19 protein-coding genes, 16 tRNA genes and 1 rRNA gene are annotated in these 17,362 nt (G+C 40.2%); 7 read left to right on the top strand and 29 right to left on the bottom strand.

The features are described from left to right. Positions 1-118 precede the first annotated feature (118 nt). The 9 genes from hpf to ACFQ0V_RS08780 all read right to left on the bottom strand — a co-directional run bounded on the left by hpf (position 119) and on the right by ACFQ0V_RS08780 (position 7,507). Complete coding sequence (gene hpf, locus ACFQ0V_RS08820) at positions 119-673, bottom strand: ribosome hibernation-promoting factor, HPF/YfiA family (protein WP_194563474.1); 555 nt, start codon at positions 671-673, stop codon at positions 119-121. Between the two features lie 174 nt (positions 674-847). Continuing rightward, positions 848-1,201, bottom strand: coding sequence for a flagellar protein FliT (locus ACFQ0V_RS08815; RefSeq protein WP_381012371.1), 354 nt, complete (start codon positions 1,199-1,201; stop codon positions 848-850). Further along, on the bottom strand, positions 1,198-1,599 hold the full coding sequence (gene fliS / locus ACFQ0V_RS08810; protein ID WP_381012368.1) for a flagellar export chaperone FliS: 402 nt from the start codon (positions 1,597-1,599) through the stop codon (positions 1,198-1,200). The genes ACFQ0V_RS08815 and fliS overlap by 4 nt, the downstream gene beginning before the upstream one ends. A 38-nt stretch (positions 1,600-1,637) precedes the next feature. Continuing rightward, positions 1,638-3,128, bottom strand: coding sequence for a flagellar hook-associated protein 2 (locus ACFQ0V_RS08805; protein ID WP_381012366.1), 1,491 nt, complete (start codon positions 3,126-3,128; stop codon positions 1,638-1,640). 16 nt (positions 3,129-3,144) lie between these two features. Further along, positions 3,145-3,504, bottom strand: coding sequence for a flagellar protein FlaG (flaG, locus tag ACFQ0V_RS08800; protein WP_381012365.1), 360 nt, complete (start codon positions 3,502-3,504; stop codon positions 3,145-3,147). Positions 3,505-3,575: 71 nt separating this feature from the next. Then, positions 3,576-4,352 carry an enoyl-CoA hydratase gene (locus ACFQ0V_RS08795; RefSeq protein WP_381012362.1) on the bottom strand — a complete coding sequence of 259 codons (777 nt, stop codon included), beginning with the start codon at positions 4,350-4,352 and terminating at the stop codon, positions 3,576-3,578. Between the two features lie 56 nt (positions 4,353-4,408). Next, positions 4,409-5,893: a coproporphyrinogen III oxidase gene (locus ACFQ0V_RS08790; RefSeq protein WP_381012359.1), complete on the bottom strand. Its 1,485-nt coding sequence runs from the start codon at positions 5,891-5,893 to the stop codon at positions 4,409-4,411. A 105-nt stretch (positions 5,894-5,998) separates the two neighbouring features. After that, positions 5,999-6,346, bottom strand: coding sequence for a YlbF family regulator (locus ACFQ0V_RS08785; protein WP_381012356.1), 348 nt, complete (start codon positions 6,344-6,346; stop codon positions 5,999-6,001). A gap of 18 nt (positions 6,347-6,364) precedes the next feature. After that, on the bottom strand, positions 6,365-7,507 hold the full coding sequence (locus ACFQ0V_RS08780; protein ID WP_381012353.1) for a DUF445 family protein: 1,143 nt from the start codon (positions 7,505-7,507) through the stop codon (positions 6,365-6,367). Positions 7,508-7,621: 114 nt separating this feature from the next. On the opposite strand from ACFQ0V_RS08780, the gene ACFQ0V_RS08775 reads away from it, so the two are divergent. The 5 genes from ACFQ0V_RS08775 (at position 7,622) to ACFQ0V_RS08755 (ending at position 11,183) form a co-directional block, all read left to right on the top strand. Further along, positions 7,622-7,828 carry a DUF5342 family protein gene (locus ACFQ0V_RS08775; RefSeq protein WP_381012350.1) on the top strand — a complete coding sequence of 69 codons (207 nt, stop codon included), beginning with the start codon at positions 7,622-7,624 and terminating at the stop codon, positions 7,826-7,828. Positions 7,829-7,949: 121 nt separating this feature from the next. Next, the gene (locus ACFQ0V_RS08770; protein ID WP_381012347.1) at positions 7,950-9,272 is read left to right on the top strand and encodes a hemolysin family protein; all 1,323 of its coding nucleotides are present in this window, start codon (positions 7,950-7,952) and stop codon (positions 9,270-9,272) included. A 175-nt stretch (positions 9,273-9,447) separates the two neighbouring features. Continuing rightward, the gene (locus tag ACFQ0V_RS08765) at positions 9,448-9,867 is read left to right on the top strand and encodes a disulfide oxidoreductase (RefSeq protein ID WP_381012344.1); all 420 of its coding nucleotides are present in this window, start codon (positions 9,448-9,450) and stop codon (positions 9,865-9,867) included. 18 nt (positions 9,868-9,885) lie between these two features. Continuing rightward, positions 9,886-10,356, top strand: coding sequence for a thioredoxin family protein (locus ACFQ0V_RS08760; RefSeq protein ID WP_381012342.1), 471 nt, complete (start codon positions 9,886-9,888; stop codon positions 10,354-10,356). Beyond that, the gene (locus ACFQ0V_RS08755; RefSeq protein ID WP_381012339.1) at positions 10,353-11,183 is read left to right on the top strand and encodes an RluA family pseudouridine synthase; all 831 of its coding nucleotides are present in this window, start codon (positions 10,353-10,355) and stop codon (positions 11,181-11,183) included. Before ACFQ0V_RS08760 ends, ACFQ0V_RS08755 begins: the two co-directional genes overlap by 4 nt. Before the next feature lie 25 nt (positions 11,184-11,208). Here the strand turns inward: ACFQ0V_RS08755 and ACFQ0V_RS08750 are convergent, their stop codons facing one another. The 3 genes from ACFQ0V_RS08750 to queG form a co-directional block, all read right to left on the bottom strand. Then, positions 11,209-12,135 (bottom strand): methyl-accepting chemotaxis protein, encoded by a 927-nt coding sequence (locus tag ACFQ0V_RS08750; protein WP_381012336.1) that lies wholly within the window; start codon positions 12,133-12,135, stop codon positions 11,209-11,211. A gap of 330 nt (positions 12,136-12,465) precedes the next feature. Then, positions 12,466-12,939, bottom strand: a complete 474-nt coding sequence (gene trmL / locus ACFQ0V_RS08745) for a tRNA (uridine(34)/cytosine(34)/5-carboxymethylaminomethyluridine(34)-2'-O)-methyltransferase TrmL (protein ID WP_381012334.1) — start codon at positions 12,937-12,939, stop codon at positions 12,466-12,468. Beyond that, positions 12,932-14,086, bottom strand: a complete 1,155-nt coding sequence (gene queG / locus ACFQ0V_RS08740) for a tRNA epoxyqueuosine(34) reductase QueG (RefSeq protein ID WP_381012331.1) — start codon at positions 14,084-14,086, stop codon at positions 12,932-12,934. Before queG ends, trmL begins: the two co-directional genes overlap by 8 nt. A gap of 51 nt (positions 14,087-14,137) precedes the next feature. On the opposite strand from queG, the gene ACFQ0V_RS08735 reads away from it, so the two are divergent. Together ACFQ0V_RS08735 and ACFQ0V_RS08730 are read left to right on the top strand one after the other, a co-directional pair. Further along, a complete protein-coding gene (locus tag ACFQ0V_RS08735; RefSeq protein ID WP_381012328.1) occupies positions 14,138-14,680 on the top strand; it encodes a hypothetical protein in 543 nt (180 codons plus the stop codon). Further along, positions 14,677-15,192 (top strand): hypothetical protein, encoded by a 516-nt coding sequence (locus ACFQ0V_RS08730; protein ID WP_381012325.1) that lies wholly within the window; start codon positions 14,677-14,679, stop codon positions 15,190-15,192. Before ACFQ0V_RS08735 ends, ACFQ0V_RS08730 begins: the two co-directional genes overlap by 4 nt. Before the next feature lie 341 nt (positions 15,193-15,533). On the opposite strand, the gene ACFQ0V_RS08725 is transcribed toward ACFQ0V_RS08730, so the two are convergent. The 17 genes from ACFQ0V_RS08725 to rrf form a co-directional block, all read right to left on the bottom strand. Further along, a tRNA-Leu gene (locus ACFQ0V_RS08725) sits at positions 15,534-15,615 on the bottom strand. A gap of 13 nt (positions 15,616-15,628) precedes the next feature. Beyond that, positions 15,629-15,702: transfer RNA gene (locus ACFQ0V_RS08720), tRNA-Cys, on the bottom strand. A 23-nt stretch (positions 15,703-15,725) separates the two neighbouring features. After that, positions 15,726-15,800 (bottom strand) — tRNA-Gly (locus ACFQ0V_RS08715). A 6-nt stretch (positions 15,801-15,806) separates the two neighbouring features. Then, positions 15,807-15,878 (bottom strand) — tRNA-Gln (locus tag ACFQ0V_RS08710). Positions 15,879-15,910: 32 nt separating this feature from the next. After that, a tRNA-His gene (locus tag ACFQ0V_RS08705) sits at positions 15,911-15,986 on the bottom strand. A gap of 45 nt (positions 15,987-16,031) precedes the next feature. Continuing rightward, positions 16,032-16,107, bottom strand: a tRNA-His gene (locus ACFQ0V_RS08700). A 23-nt stretch (positions 16,108-16,130) separates the two neighbouring features. Continuing rightward, positions 16,131-16,204: transfer RNA gene (locus tag ACFQ0V_RS08695), tRNA-Trp, on the bottom strand. A 12-nt stretch (positions 16,205-16,216) separates the two neighbouring features. After that, a tRNA-Tyr gene (locus ACFQ0V_RS08690) sits at positions 16,217-16,301 on the bottom strand. 26 nt (positions 16,302-16,327) lie between these two features. Continuing rightward, positions 16,328-16,403: transfer RNA gene (locus tag ACFQ0V_RS08685), tRNA-Thr, on the bottom strand. Positions 16,404-16,410: 7 nt separating this feature from the next. Next, positions 16,411-16,486, bottom strand: a tRNA-Phe gene (locus tag ACFQ0V_RS08680). Positions 16,487-16,493: 7 nt separating this feature from the next. Then, positions 16,494-16,569, bottom strand: a tRNA-Asp gene (locus ACFQ0V_RS08675). A 1-nt stretch (position 16,570) separates the two neighbouring features. After that, positions 16,571-16,645, bottom strand: a tRNA-Met gene (locus tag ACFQ0V_RS08670). Positions 16,646-16,663: 18 nt separating this feature from the next. Beyond that, positions 16,664-16,739: transfer RNA gene (locus tag ACFQ0V_RS08665), tRNA-Val, on the bottom strand. Between the two features lie 5 nt (positions 16,740-16,744). Continuing rightward, positions 16,745-16,819 (bottom strand) — tRNA-Glu (locus ACFQ0V_RS08660). Positions 16,820-16,844: 25 nt separating this feature from the next. Beyond that, positions 16,845-16,936, bottom strand: a tRNA-Ser gene (locus tag ACFQ0V_RS08655). A 5-nt stretch (positions 16,937-16,941) separates the two neighbouring features. After that, positions 16,942-17,016 (bottom strand) — tRNA-Asn (locus ACFQ0V_RS08650). 42 nt (positions 17,017-17,058) lie between these two features. Then, positions 17,059-17,174: ribosomal RNA gene (gene rrf / locus ACFQ0V_RS08645) — 5S ribosomal RNA — on the bottom strand. Positions 17,175-17,362: the final 188 nt, after the last annotated feature.

Genomic DNA, 17,362 nt, shown 5'->3' with positions numbered 1-17,362 from the left:
TATCACTCTTTATTTTAACATTGTGAAAACATAGGCGCAAATATCGAGCTACAAAAACAGTTCCAATCGAAAAAACTGTCCTCGAGCAAAACTCTTCGAGGACAGTTTGAACATTGCTTTAGTTCGTTTCGATTAAAGCGTATTTTCCATCTTTACGTTTGTAAACGATGTTTGTACTATCTGTTTCTGCATCTGTGTAGACGAAGAAATTATGACCGAGCATATTCATTTGAAGAACAGCTTCTTCACTATCCATCGGTTTCAAGTCGAAACGTTTCGTACGTACGATTTGAATATCTGAATCTGATGATTCCTCTTCGTCTTTTGATGGTTCGAGTGATGCGAATAACGCTTCTACTCCACCTTTTTCACGTGCTTTACGGTTGACACGTGTTTTGTATTTACGAATTTGACGCTCTAACTTATCGACGATTAAGTCGATCGCTGCGTACATATCATCGTGACGCTCTTCAGCGCGCAATGTTAAATCTTTCATCGGAATTGTAATTTCCACTTTAGTTTGTTTGTCATTGTACACTTTTAAATTTACATGTGCAGTTGCTGTGATGCCTTCTGTAAAGTAACGCTCTAACTTCGATACTTTCTTTTCAACGTACTCTCGGATTGCTGGAGTGACTTCAATGTTCTCTCCACGAATATTGTAATCAAACATAAAACTATTCCTCCTCGTCATTTGCACTCATTTATTTTTTGAAAATAGCAAAAATAGATGAGATTTCTATATTTTCATTTCAAGTGAGCGATATCACTACATTCATTATAGCAAAGTTTACATTCGTAATCGACCTTTTACAATTAAAAAAAGCAATAAATAGGTAAAACCTATTTATTGCTTCGTGTCGTAATACGTTCCATCCCGTGCTACTTTGTCGTAAGGATTTACGTAATTATGCATCGTATCTTTTTTCACTTGTGTATTGGACAAATCTTTTTTAATTGCTGACATATAAACATTCAGTTTTTTATTCAATTGCTGGTCCGCTAAAATAAGTTTTTTGCCAAACTCAATTTCCTCTTCTGTAAAAGGTTGTTGAATAAAACTTTGCAGTTCTTCACGCTTCGTTAAAGAGAGCTCCACTTGTTCTATGACGAGATCGCGTTTCTCTTCTTCTTCGATTTGTAAAAGGCGAATCATATTTTCAGTGAGCGTATGCCACTCTTTCATTTCAGCTCTAATCATACTTCGTCCACGTTCGCATATTGCTTTTTGCGTTGAATTTGAATGACTTCCTTCCACGTATCGCGAAACTCTGTCATAATTTCAGTTGCTTCATCTAAACGTTCGACGTTATTGTGAATATTCGCTTCGATTAAACGATTGTTCACATAGTCGTATAAAACGAGCATGTTTTCAGCAATCGGTACAGAGCGATCTAAAGTGATCATTAATTCTGTTACAATCGCTTGTGCTTTTTGAATCGCTGTATTTTTTTCTGTAATATTTTTTTCATTAATTGCTCGTTTCGCTTGCTCAATAAATTTGAGTGCTCCGTTATAAAGCATTAATGTTAATTCACCTGGCGTAGAAGTATTTACAGCATTGTTTTTATATGCAGCATATGGATTATTCATCGACATGAAACTTGTCCCCTTTTCTTGTCTATATTCATGAAGCGTTACATACCGCCTAATGAGTTCATTAATTGTGCAGATTGTTCGTTCGCACGTTGAATTGCTTTCTCCATTGCAGAGAATTGCTTCCAGTAACGTTCTTCTGTCGCTTTCAAACGCTCTTCAAAACGTTCAATTTGTTGGTTCATCGCTTTCATCGAACGACCGAGTGTGAATGAATCATTACCAGCTCCTGCAGTACCTGCACGTTGTGAAATTGTTGAGCGTGCGTCGTCCATCGCTTTACGGTATTGGATTGCGATTCCACCTTTACCGTCTGCGCTGTTCGTCGTGCTTTGTGCGAATAGTTCACGCACTGCGCCTGGATCTTCCATAATCGCATCGCGCAACTTCTCTTTATCAATTTCGAGCTTACCGTTTTCTGTATATGATAATGACGTCGTAATTCCGATATCACGTAAAGAGATCGAACGTTGGTTTTCACCTTCTCCGATTTTTACAGATGAAGACATCGCCAAACGCATGTTAGATAACATATTTGTTAATGTCGGGTCATTGCGTAACGTACCGCTTTTCGCTTTTTCTTCCCATAATTCAATTTCTCGATCTTTCATCGCTTCTTTTTCTTCCGATGAAAGAGGGTGGAAACTGCGGTATTTCGGCTCACGGACTTTCGTATTTAAATCGCCGATCAATTCATTGTAATCATCAACAAACTTTTCAATCGACTCCATCACTGAGTCGACATCAGGTGATGAACTGAATGTGACCGGTTGAGTCGTCACTTGCTTCAACGTAATGTCGAATCCACTAATGTTGAATGTATTCGTCTCACGCTCTGTTTCAAGTCCGTTGAAAATAAATTCCGCATTTTTCCCAGCGACTGCTTGCCCGATACCGTTTTCACCATCGTGAGCAATACCCGTCTTCGTAGCGAAGTCTCCAGATACTTGCAAATTGCCTGCACCTGTCTGTTTCGATGTTAAAGCGACTTTTCCTGAATGGGCATCGTAAAATGCCATCGCTCCCGTTTGCTTCGTAATCGCGCTCATCGCTTGGTCCAATGTCATATTTTCTTTCAACTCAACCGTTTTCGCTTCGCTTGAATGCGGCACTTGAATCGTAATTGATGTCGAACCTTCTGCTAACCCGAGTTCTTTCAACGTTTTCTTACCTGCATCTTTTCCTAAATCGAGCGACTGTCCACTCTGAAGCGTCGCTTGTGTTGCTAATTGATTCACTTGAATCGTTCCTGCAAAATCATTCGCTGCATTGTTGCCATTAATGCTGATCGCATTCGGATCAGAAATGTTGACATTTTTCTTATTAAACGTTGCAGAGTTTCCGATGACCGTATCAAACAACGCATCCGAACGTTGACGTAAATCACGGTTAATCGAACGATAATCGTCCAATTGCCATTCTAAATATTGTTTTTTCTGAGTAATTTTATCTAAAGGTAATCGGTGAGCACGCATCATGTCGTTAATGATCGACTCTGTATCGATTCCAGAAGCTAATCCACTAATTCTCATTTATAACACCTCATCCTTAAATTTTTTGGTCTACTAATAAACCGATATATTCGCGCATTGCCGCGTGAATATCCATCAATTTCTTCGATGGGATTTCGCGAACGACTTTGTCTGTTTTTGAATCGACAATCGTGACGTAGTACTCATTTAACTTATCGTGATATTTAAAACGCAATTGCGTATCCACGGTTTCTAAAAAATGATTCATACTATCTGCCATTTGTTTCGCTTGTTCTTTCGTTATTTGATCTTGTACTTCACTTTTCATTTGAGCCATTTCTTGCGATTCACGCACTTGTTCAACGACAGTCTCTTCCGAAGATGATTGATTGTTCATCGGAGTCGCTACTGCTGAACTAGGAACTCTTATATTCATCGTGACACCTCCGCATGTTTTTTTCTCTACTACTTATATCGGACTAATTTCTTAATAGTAAAGAGTTATTATTACTTTCCTTTAAATTGTGGTGCACGTTTTTCAACAAATGCCTTAATTCCTTCACGATAATCTTCCGTATCTTTCATTTTCAATTGACCCGCTTTTTCTTTTTGCAACATTTGAGCTAGTTGCTCATAGTTTGAGCTTCGTAAAATATATTTCGTTTCTTGCATACTTTTTAAAGGAGCTTGTTGCAATTTTTTAATGAATGTTTCAAAACTCGCAGTATCGCCATTTTCAACGATTTCATCCACTAAACCTAAACGATAAGCTTCTTCCGCCTCCATCACTTTTCCTTGCCAAATGAGCTGTTTTGCTCGTTCAGCGCCTAATCTTTCTTTTAAGAAAAAGTGCCCGCCACCGTCAGGAACTAAACCGATTCCTATGAAGTTCATCGCAATTTTGCTCGCGCGTTCTGCTACGATGTAATCGCTTGATAACGCAATGCTTAGGCCGATACCCGCTGCCGCTCCTTGAACGTGAGAAATCATAATTTGTGGTAGTTGATACATATGCATCGCCATATTGCTAACGATGTCCATCACATCATCCATTCGATCCGTCAATTCATTCGACAACATTTGTTTAATGTCGCCCCCCGCGCTAAATGCTCTTCCTTCACCTTTTAGGATGACAATTTGAATATCTTCGCGTTCTTTTAATTCGCGAAATGTTAATTCGAGCTCTTCCATCATTTTAATATTCACTGCATTCATCGCTTCTGGACGACTCATCGTCACCGTTGCGATATTCCCCTCATATTGAACATGTACTACTTTCTCCATTGTTTATTCCCCTTTCAAACACTATTATTCTCATTCATTATACATCGTTGTGACGATTATTTGACGATTTTATTTAACCAGTCGATTTTCTCTTCAATCGATTGATCAATCGTCAGCGCATAACTCGCAGGGTCTTTCGGATTCATATATTGCTGTAATTTTCTACTGCCGTGCTTCATGAACTTACTCGTTGCTCCGCTTCCGAGACCGATGATCGTTTGCGCTTCTTCCATAATGACAATATTGTATAAGCTTTCTTCTCCAAACTTGCTATACCCGACATTTTCTAAATTTCCTAAAATATTTTTTTGTCGGTACATGTAGTATGGGATGTACTCGTGTTCTTTCGCCCAATCTACGCCCATTTGCATCATCCGCTCTGTCGTTTTGCGATCGGCGACTTTGTACTTCTCTTTGTTTTGCGACATATGGCTCGCTCGTTTAAACGACAAAGTATGCATCGTCACAGACTCTGGCATTAATTTTTCTGTTTCCGCTAAAGAATGAGCGTAATGTGTCTCATCTTCATTCGGCAAACCGATTATTAAATCCATATTAATATTATTCATGCCGTGTTCACGTGCGAGATGAAACTTTTCAATCGTTTCTTCTACGGAATGGTGACGGCCGATCGCCTTCAATGTCGCATTCGTAAAGGATTGTGGATTGACGCTAATGCGGTCGATTTTCCATTTGTTTAATACCGCTAATTTTTCTTCTGTAATCGTATCTGGTCTTCCCGCTTCTACTGTAATCTCTCGCACTTTGTCCATATTCGGGAAGCTGTTATACACTTTTTCATATAACGCATCCATTTCATGCGCTTCGATCGACGTCGGTGTACCTCCACCAAAGTAAATCGATGTAATGCGGACATCGTGTTCTGTCAACCATTTTCCAATCGCTTCAACTTCTAAGTGGAGCGCATCTAAAAAATTGTCGACACGGTTGTTTTTGCGATGAATCGCATATGCTGGGAATGTACAGTAAGCGCATTTCGTCGGACAAAACGGAATCCCGATATAAACGCTCACCTCTTTTTTCAAATCATATAAATCAGGTAAAGCACGTAGTTGAACTCGTTCAATTTCAGCGAGAAGTTCAATTTTATCTTCGCTAATTCGATACTGTTTGCGTAACAGTTCATGAACTTGCTCGCGATCACCTAACTTTTGCATATGTTGGTGATATAACTTCATCGGACGAATTCCCGTAAGCACTCCCCAACTTTGTGTCATCCCTGTCTCTTCCTCAAGCAATTGTAAAAAGAGACGCGATTTCACTCGTTTCACTTGATGCTTTTCCGATAGCCATTGTTGCTCAATCTTTTCTTCATACGTCGTTTCGTATTTATTTTCTGTCGTCTGCAATGTCGCTTTACCAACATAATGTCCTTCTCGTTCTTCTACCTCGATCGACACTTGATAATCCCCCGTCATCGGTTGACGAACTTTTGATTCTTCAAAAAACAAATTTGCTAAATGCGTATATAAACGGACGTATTCTTCCGTAATCGGCTCTTTGAAATAAATATTTTTCATAACTGTCCTTCTTTCTCAACATATGTATCTATACTATATCGTGAAATGAAAAAGGATGCTATCGGCAAACAAAAAGACGAACGCCTAAGCGTCCGCCTCTTCTTATTATAGTCCGTTATATAAATCTTGAATCGGTTTCACTAAAACACGATTCACTTCGTTGAGCACTTCACTCAATTGCATTTCTGCTTGAAGCATCGCCATAATTTTTTCATTCGTTTGTGCTTGTTCTGCAACTTGTTGCGCTTCTGTTAATTGTTCTTCCGTCATATCGACGCCCATCGCTTGTTGCTGTTGAAGTTCCATTTGCATATCTCGGAATGCGACGAAAAGGCGTTGTGCTTCTTCATCTGCTTTCACTACCTCTACCGCTGCAACGAGTGCCTCGAATTGTTCTGTCTGTTTAAAGCTCGCTTCTAAACGATTAATATCGTCATAAATATTTACTGTCATGTTCATGACTCCTCTCCATTATGTGGTGAAAAATACGATCAGTCCTTGTACGATTCCGATGACACCACCGAGTACTCCACCGAGCACGGTGATCATTTTCAACTCGCGTGTCGCAATTTGAATGACGAGTCCTTCCAATGTTTCGATTGGAAAATCATTCACTTGTTTCTCTACCATTTCATCGATTTTCAATGCTCGCAATCCAATCTCCAATTTCTCTTCCCCGATTTTGAAAAGTGCGTCGACTAATTTCGTCAACACTTCTTCCGTAAACCAAGCAGAACCAGTAGGCCAGTAATGAGAGAGCGGATGATTTAAGCGTTCTTGAATATCCATTTTACGCAAAATAAAAGCATTCATATCTTTTTCAATTTGTGACCAATCGATATTTTGTAACAACTCTTGAACAGGCTTTTGTTTCAACATATCCCATTCTTTTGCGATAATACCGCGCAACAATTGTTCCGTTTCAGCAGCGCTCAAAAATTTCAGCGCTTCTTTTTGAAACTTTTCAACGACTGTATTCGAATCACCCACCATCATTTGCAACATATTACCGAATGTCCCTTTCGATTCTAAAAAGTTGTTCAGTAACTTTCGGAATAGATGCGCTCCTTCATCGGAACGAACGAAAGTTTCCCCGCGTTGCAAAATCCAGTTCGGCACATTCTCCACTTTCTCATCAAATTGCATAAGCCATTTCGCTGGGACGACTTGTTCAATCGTTCCCCCGTATAAATAGTCTTTGAATTGATACAATTGCTTGCTCGCGTACGCTGTCACTTCTTGCTCAACAATCGGAATGAATTTTTCACCTTCTACAAGTCGCAACCATTCAGCTAACGTCTTTTCAGATTGAAAAATATGGTGCACAGCTTGTTGTTCAATCGTATCACTTACAACTTGTCGTGTCTCTTGAGTTAATAACTTCTCTTTAAATGTTTCCGGTGTCAATAAGTAGTCATTCACCGTTCGACCTAACTGTGTCGCAAGTTCCGCTCGACGTTTCGGGATTAAACCCGGTGTAAATGGCAGGCGCCACGATCCTATGTACTTCGCTTCATGTGGGCGAAACAACATTAAAATCGCAATATGATTCGTAAAAGCTCCAATGAGAGCTCCAACGATTGCCATGAAAAGTACAGTCCATAAAAAGTTCATATGCTCACCCTTTTTCTCGTAACATGCTTAAGTATAACAAAGGTTAATTCTTCCTCATAGCAATATATGCTACATCTTTCGTATAATAGACATTACATAAAGGAGGGGAATAATATGTTACAACATTTTAAGTATGAACGAATGTTTCCAAATAGCGAATTGCCTGGTTGGATCGTCTCTTTTTTATATGAAGGAAAAAAATATTTTGCGAATTACGAACAAGATGGTTCAATCGTTTGGGAGTCCGAAAAGCCGAATAATATCGAACAATGCGAAAAAATGATTCATGAACTGATGCTTTTCCATGTATACGATAACTAAAAGTGTATTTTATTGTAATTTATCGTCTTTTCCACTACTATAAGATGTAACTAACATTTTTTATTTTATAGGAGGTGGGAGCTTCATTTATTCCGAATATTCGCATAAGTGAAGCCACTATTTGGACATTCCGATACGATTGACAGCATTTGCTGTCTTAATCATTTTAACTGCATTTTTCGTAGCTGCTGAGTTTGCCATCGTAAAAGTGCGTTCTACAAGGTTAGAACAATTAATAGATGAAGGAAATCAAAAAGCCGTCATCGCTAAAAAAATTACCGATCAATTGGATGAATACTTATCCGCTTGTCAGCTCGGCATTACGATGACAGCACTCGGACTCGGTATGCTTGGAGAGCCTACTGTTCGACAGTTGCTCGTCCCTCTATTTGAGCGACTTCAATTATCGAGCAGTACAGAGACGACACTTTCCTTCATCATCGCTTTTTCTGTCGTAACATTTGCACACGTCGTCATCGGTGAACTTGCGCCGAAAACGATTGCGATTCAAAAAGCGGAACAGATTACGCTCTTGTTCGCAAAACCGCTACGTCTCTTTTACATTGTCATGTATCCGCTCATCAAAATGTTGAACGGTTCAGCACGCTTACTCGTAAAAGCGTTCGGCTTCAATTCAATGAACAAACAAGAAACGAGCCATACAGAAGAAGAATTACGCATGATTTTATCGGACAGCTATAAGAGTGGAGAAATTAATCAAGCGGAATATAAATTCGTCAATAAAATATTTGAGTTTGACGACCGTATTGCAAAAGAAATTATGACGCCACGTACTGAAATGATGACGATTGACCACACATTTACGTTAAATGACGTATTTGAAGTCATTGGGGTAGAACAATATACACGCTATCCTGTGATTGAAGGGGATAAAGATAATGTCATCGGACTCGTCAACATTAAACATTTACTCTCCGCATACATTAAAGATCCGACGACAGGAGATCATCTTGTAACAGAGTATATGCAGCCAATCATTCATGCGATTGAAACGATGCCTATCGGAGACCTTCTTTTAAAGATTCAACGCGAACGAATTCACATGTCTATTCTCGTTGATGAATACGGAGGGACGAGCGGACTCGTTACAATCGAAGATATTTTAGAAGAAATTGTCGGGGAAATCCAAGATGAGTTTGACGTGCACGAAGTACCTGAAATTCGAAAAATTACAGAATCACATTACATCTTCGATTCAAAAGTATTGTTAGATGTCGTCAACGATATTTTAGGCATTCACATCGAAAATGAAGATATCGATACGATCGGTGGTTGGTTCATGTCGCAACATTTCGAAGCTGCGCCGAATGAAAAAATTATCGAACAACAATATGTCTTCTCTGCTCTCGAAGTAGAAGGACATCACATTTCGTTTGTCGAGGCAAAGAAAATTCAAGAAGCGATTCCGACAGTCGCAGAGTAAAATTATGGCACAAGTTTATGTTTGCATAAGCTTGTGTTTTTTCTATCTTTTCTACGAGTCGTATGAAAATTCAAAGATTCTTCAAATTTTCATCACTTCTTAATATTACTCCTGTAAAATTACTTTTTGTGGACAACAGTCTACGAAATCCCTATACTAATCGAGGTGATTGGAAATGAACAAAAAGAGTGAAAATATTTTGCTCAGTATGTGGATTATTGCGACGATTGCAACGATCGGTTCGTTATACTATTCTGAAGTGCACGGCTTTGTGCCATGTACATATTGTTGGTATCAACGTATTTTAATGTACCCGCTCGTCATCATTATCGGAGTTGCAATTGCACAAAAGAATAAACGAGTAGCGCTCACAACAGCCATTTTTTCTGGTCTCGGTACAGCACTCGCAGCATATCACTACGCACTTCAAAAGTTACCACTTTTACAAGAAAATGCACCGAGCTGTGGAGATGGAGTTCCTTGTACAGCGCAATACGTTAACTATTTAGGATTCATTACGATTCCAGCACTTTCACTCATCGCATTTAGTCTTATTTTCATTTTAAGCATTCGCCTCATGAAAATGAATAAATAATCGAAAGGAATGATGATTTTGAAAAAATTAGCTATTAGTGGCGTCGTCATTATCGCTTTATTCGCCGTCGTTGCTTTTTTATCTAGTCAATCAGCAGAAAAGAAAAGTGAAGGAAATCCTTACGGTAAAGATAAGCTCGATTCAGCTACGATCGCTTTACTAAAAGATGAAAACTACCAAAATATTACGACACCAGAACAATTGCAAAAAGATATTAATACGGGAGAAACGACAATCGCTTATTTCTTCCACCCAACATGTCAATATTGTCAACAAATGACACCAGAATTAATGAAAGTGATGAACGATGTCACAGTTCCTCATTTCGGACAATTTAACGTATTGGAGTTTGAATCAGGGAAAAACGAATATGCTTTAGAAGGATGGCCGACATTGATGGTATTCGAAGATGGCCAAGAAGTTGAACGCATTACAGGCTATCATGATGCGAGCCAAATCGAAAACTTCTTAACACCGTATATCAAATGATCATCCCTTACACATTTTTAAAAACTCAATCGGTCGACGAATTGCTACAAGATGATTGGCAACTCGGCAAAAAATTACGCCATCAACTGCGTATGGACCAAGCGTTCAAACATCATGACAAGCCGATTCCATTTCATGAATTAATCAATCAAGGAGAAATGGTGAACATCACATTACAAGCACAAAGTTCCTACGCACCTACATTGGTAGAACATGAGCGACTATACGAAGACGAACACCTTCTCATCGTTTGGAAACCTGCTTTTCTCAAAGTTCATCCGAACGAAGTCGGTGAACACGATACGTTAATGAATCACGTCCAAGCAATGACCGCACCACATCCTTATGTGGAACATGTCCACCGTCTCGATTACGAAACAGCTGGACTCGTATTAATCGCTAAACATCCAATTGCGAAAAACCTTCTCGATCGTATGTTTGAACGCGGGGAAGTCGAACGCTTTTACGAAGCTGTCGTGGAAGGCCGCTTATTGAAAAAACGTGGCGCAATTCGACAAGCGATCGGCCGTGACCGTCACCATCAAACGAAACGTCACACATCCGAAACAGGAAAAGCAAGTCGGACAACATACGAAGCGATTCAAGTCACTCAACAATACTCTGTCGTACGTGTTCAACTTCATACGGGACGCACACATCAAATCCGTGTCCACTTTAGCTCAATCGGCCACCCGATTGTCGGAGATGAAATGTACGGGGGAGAAAAACAAGAAGAACCGTACGCTTTAGTCGCAAATGAATTAAATTTTGTTCATCCGATCACAAAACAAAAAATTTCGATAAAAAAAGAGTTGTCACATTTATAATGTGGTCAACTCTTTTTACTATTCATTAAATCGAATGAACGGCTTTCTCGACAGTACGTTCAAATGCTTCCGCAAATTGTGCCGTTTGATCTGAAATATCGATTTGATTTAAATCATTCGTTAAATCGTGCGCTTGCTGTTCAAGTGTTTTCATCTGACGTTGTTGTTCTTCAGACAGCTGGCGAATGAATTCAATATTTGCTTCTCCCGCTTCTACTGCTGATAAAATTTCAGCAATTTTGTCAGCGGTCGTTAAACTCGCTTTCACACTGCGTTCAATCATTTCTGAACTACGTTTAGTCGCTTTTAAAGCTTCTTCAATTTCTTCACGTAAAGAATTTGTCAACGTTTGAATATTCGCTGTACTATCTGACGTACTTTCTGCCAGCTTACGAACTTCTTGTGCGACTACTGCGAAACCTTTTCCAGATTCACCTGCTCGTGCTGCTTCAATAGATGCGTTTAGCGCAAGTAAATTCGTTTGAGCAGCAATATCTTCAATAACTCCTACGATCGATTGAATTTCTTCAGAACGTGCACTTAAATTAGCGATACTTTGAACAGATGATTTAATTTGACTCCCTAAGTCTTTCATCAGATTTGCTGTTCCGTTCACTTCATTTAATCCCGTACTCGCACCTTCGATTAAAACATCCGTATCTTCTTTTAATTCATCGCTATATGTAAATATTTGCTCTACGTTTGATGTCGCAGTTGAGTATTCTTGAACGAATGATTGCAAATTACGTTCTAATTGCTCAAGAGCACGTCCATCAGATTGTGTATTATGTAAATCAGACTTATATTGTTCCACTGCACGCAACATTTGCGCTTTCATATTTTGAATTTGCGATGTTGTATTTTGACGCTCGCGACGTAATTCGTCTTCCAAAGATCGAATTTCTGCTTGCAGTCGCTCTTCTTCAGCAGCGAAATTTTTTCTTCCAAACATATTATTCATCTCCCTTCATAATTAATACAATTATATCATACGAAAGTATTAATATATTATTTTTTATAATATATTTATCAATTTATTTATCAATTCGCAATTCCGCCATTCTTTTCGAGAAATCTTTTTCAAGCATGTTCATTTTCATTCATATCATGTATAATTAATAGAAGATTATTATACAGGAGGTTAAGTCCATGAAACTTATTCTTATCGGAGCAGTTTGCTTCGCATTCTTATCTGCAATCTTCACAGGTGGTTACGAAAACAAAGCGAATAACGTTCGCTAATTGTAAAAATGCCTCACTCTTCATCGAGTGAGGCATTTTTTTATGTTAAATGTGGCCAACCTTGTTGACGCAATGCTTCATAAAGTACAAGCGCTGCCGTGTTCGATAAATTCAATGCACGAATATGTGTATCGTCCATTGGGATGCGTAAACAACGCTCAGGGTTTTGTTGTAACAAAGTATCAGGCAGTCCTTTCGTCTCTTGACCGAAAATAAAGAAATGATCTCCTTCTACTGTGTAATCACGGTCCGTATACGTATGTGAACCAAATTTCGTAATGTAATAAAAATAACCTTCTGGATAAGCGTGAAACAATTCATCAAGGTGATCATGATACACGATATCCACATGCTCCCAATAATCGAGTCCTGCACGCTTCAAAGCTTTATCTTCTGTGGAAAACCCGAGCGGGCGAATGAGATGCAATGTCGTGCGAGTCCCTGCACATGTGCGTGATATATTTCCCGTATTCGCTGGGATAAGCGGTTGATATAAAACGATATGATTAGCCATCCATATTCTCTTCTTTCTCTTTAAATTCGGCGAGCGCTGCCTCGATTTCGAGACGCACGCTTTCCTCTTCTTCATTTTGCAAGCAACTTTCCAATATTGCAATACTTGAATCATCTAATATTTTCGCTGTTGCCCAAGCTGCTGTTCCACGCATCATCGGGCGCGCATCTTCTTGTAAAATTCGATGAATATCAGGAAGAGCCGTTTCATCTTTAAAATGTGCAAGTGCAATTAACGCATTGCGCTGTATCGGATTTTTTCCTCGCCATGAACCTGACATATGACCGAAACGCTCTTTAAATTGACGATTCGATAATTGCAGTAAAGGCTTCAGTAAAGGTTTCACTAGCTCTCCATCTGGTTTGAATGCTTCTTGATGTTGATTATATTTTTTACGATTTTTCGGACAAACGGTTTGACACGTATCACAACCGTAAATACGATTTCCAATTTTATCTCGAAATTCAAGTGGTACAGGATTTTTCGTCTGCGTTAAAAAAGCGATACACCTTTGAGCATTCAATTGTCCGGGTTGCACGAGAGCACCGGTCGGACAAACATCCATACATAAACGACAATCTCCACATTGATCTTCCATCGGTGTATCTGGTACGAAAGGAATATTCGTAATCATCTCACCTAAATAAACGTAAGAACCAAATTCTTCGGTAATGATCATCGTATTTTTCCCTGACCATCCGATACCTGCACGTTCTGAAACCGCTCGATCGGATAATTCTCCGGTATCGACCATCGATTTTAATTTCGCATCAGGAACGAGCGTCAAAATAAACGCTTCTAACTCCGTCAGCATGTCTTTTAAAACGAGATGATAGTCCGTTCCCCATGAAGCTCGGCAAAACAGTCCACGACGTTCACCACGTGTACTTTTGGGACTGTCATTCATCTTAGACGGATAAGCGACCGCAATTGCGATAATGCTTTGTGCTCCTGGTAATAACAAAGTAGGCGTCGTTCGCTTATCTAAATCTTTTTCTTCGAATCCTGATTCATACCCGAGCTCTCGATGACGAATGAGTCGTTGCTTCAATTCGACAAAAGGTGCCGCGGAAGCAAATCCAATTTTATCGATGCCGATATACGCTGCATAGTCTCGAATTTGCTGTTGCAATTGGTGGACATCCATAACATTTCCCCCTATACTAAAAGAATTAATAAACTAATTGAGGTGACCTATGTGAAAATCATTCGGACAGATGCGTTGAATGAATTTGAACGAATTGGACTTATCCATTATACCAAAATACAAGTCGGACATTCGCCTCAAATGTTGAGAGGAAGGCTACGCTTATTTCAAGAACAACTATTTTTTGAACTCGAAGATCGTCCTCTCCAAGAAACGTCATTTACTCAATTTCAACCATCTACCTTTTACGATACAATTGAAAAAATTCAACGAGAAGAATGGCAATCATTGACGAATAGCGGAGAAGACATTAACTTACTCTACGCCTTACAATTTAGTTTTCCTGTTCATCTTAATGGAAACATTCAAGATGATTACATCATAGATTCAGGAGCTTTACAGCGACCACTTACGGAGATGGTGGATGAGTCTACGACAGCAGCGATTCAACTATTCTACTTTCCTAATGAACTGACAGAGGAAGAATGTCAACAACGCTTAGAAGCCGCACGACAATTTTTCTTCCAAATTCACGGTGGAACGAGCACCACTCACATTTTAAAAACGAATCAAACTTTGGAGGTTATCGCATGATCTATTTAGCAGAAGCGATTAAATTAAAAAGTATTTTACGTACACAATTACACGATTTAGAAAATGAACTGATGCGTGTCGCTTTCGTTTCCAAAACAAAAGCTGAACCATTCCCTGAACAAACACGTACAATGAAAGACGTGGAACAAGACTTAGCACAAGTACGCTTCGATAGCCGTAAACTCGATGCACTCATTTATCGAGCGAATATCGATCATACGATTGAATTCGAAGGTGAGACTTTACCGATTGTAGAAGCGATTGAACGCGCTACACAGCTTCGTGCTGAGGCGAACACATGTAAAGAGCTCGCTACTTCTGAAACAGAAGAGCCGATGTACGGCTATGGAACGGAAAGTGCGCCGATTTATCGCATCGCTCTTTTCGACCCTGAAGAATATCGTCAAAAAGCATTATTACTCGAGAAAAAAGCACATGCTTTATCGAATAAAATTAACGCGAAAAACTATCAAATTGAATTAGACTTTAACGGAGAAGCGTATTTCCTATAATCGTTGTAAAGGGTGAGACTCCCTTTACAACCAGGTGAGGTTCAATCATCCCTTTTAATCAAACCAATGACCTCTTACCTTTCACATTGTGACCCATGACCTATAACCAACTATCGGCAAGCGCAATGGATCAAATTTTCTTTTGAAGAGGCTTCGGCCTACGATTGAATCTCATCTGCCCCACTCTTTTATAGAGTGGGGAATTTTTATATCACGATTCAATCATTCCTCTTTCATTGTAATAAATGTCTAATGAATTTTAAGCAAAAAAAAAGCCTTATAAACATGAATCGACATGTTTACAAGATCTCTTTCTCATCGTTCTTTTATTACTCGAATTATACCCGAGGCCGGACTTGAACCGGCATGCCCAGAGAGCATCGCATTTTGAGTGCGACGTGTCTGCCATTCCACCACTCGGGCAAAAAAGAAAAAATGGAGGCGGCAACCGGAATCGAACCGGTGGTAAGGGTGTTGCAGACCCGTGCCTTACCGCTTGGCTATGCCGCCTACATAATATAACTTTTATAAAATGGAGCGGAAGACGGGATTCGAACCCGCGACCCCAACCTTGGCAAGGTTGTATTCTACCACTGAACTACTTCCGCATACTACTGGGGTAGCTGGATTCGAACCAACGAATGACGGAGTCAAAGTCCGTTGCCTTACCGCTTGGCTATACCCCACTAATAATTAGTGTTATCAATTATGAAAATAATGGGGCGACTGAAGGGAATCGAACCCTCGAATGTCGGGACCACAACCCGATGCGTTAACCACTTCGCCACAATCGCCATTATACAAAAATAATTCTACTACAAAGTAGTAAAATGAAAATATGGGGCGACTGAAGGGAATCGAACCCTCGAATGTCGGGACCACAACCCGATGCGTTAACCACTTCGCCACAATCGCCACATTACTATAGTTTTTAAAATTGGCAGGGGCAGTAGGAATCGAACCCACACCAAAGGTTTTGGAGACCTCTATTCTACCGTTGAACTATGCCCCTATGTTAAAAAAATGGTGGTGGGGGACGGATTCGAACCGCCGAACCCTGAGGGAGCGGATTTACAGTCCGCCGCGTTTAGCCACTTCGCTACCCCACCAGAATTTATTTTACTATATGAAAAAATGGTGCCGGCGAAAGGAGTTGAACCCTCGACCTACTGATTACAAGTCAGTTGCTCTACCAACTGAGCTACACCGGCACAATTATGGTGGTTCAGGACGGAATCGAACCGCCGACACAAGGATTTTCAGTCCTTTGCTCTACCGACTGAGCTACTGAACCATAAAAATGGCGGTCCCGACGGGAATCGAACCCGCGATCTCCTGCGTGACAGGCAGGCATGTTAACCGCTACACTACGGGACCTTGGTTGCGGAGGCAGGATTTGAACCTGCGACCTTCGGGTTATGAGCCCGACGAGCTGCCACTGCTCCACTCCGCGATAATTGCTATAAGAAAATGGTGGAGGATGACGGGATCGAACCGCCGACCCCCTGCTTGTAAGGCAGGTGCTCTCCCAGCTGAGCTAATCCTCCGAAAATGGTGACCCCTACGGGACTCGAACCCGTGTTACCGCCGTGAAAGGGCGGTGTCTTAACCGCTTGACCAAGGGGCCTTGCTTTTAAAAACCTTTGAAAACCTGGCGGAGAGCAAGGGATTTGAACCCTTGAGACAGTGTATACCGCCTACACGATTTCCAATCGTGCTCCTTCAGCCGCTCGGACAGCTCTCCAAGAATGGCTCCGCAGGCAAGGCTCGAACTTGCGACCGATCGGTTAACAGCCGATTGCTCTACCACTGAGCTACTGCGGATTAATTAGAAGTTACACGTTTTTTATATTTAAGAAAAATATAGACTAGCAACGTCCTACTCTCACAGGGGGATACCCCCAATTACCATCGGCGCTAAAGAGCTTAACTACTGTGTTCGGTATGGGAACAGGTGTGACCTCTTTGCCATCGTCACTAGACTATTATTCATTTCTCAAGACATATTATATTATATCAAATATACCACAATATGCAAGTGTTTTTTTGAAATAAAACACTGAAAACTGAATAAAACTAACATTTTTTAACGAATACCGAATCATACTTATTTATAGGTTAAGTCCTCGATCGATTAGTATCTCTCAGCTCCGTATGTCGCCACACTTCC

Source organism: Savagea faecisuis (genome assembly GCF_042675605.1).
Classification (GTDB): Bacteria; Bacillota; Bacilli; order Bacillales_A; family Planococcaceae; genus Savagea; species Savagea faecisuis.
This window is presented reverse-complemented; position numbering and strand designations above follow the sequence as displayed.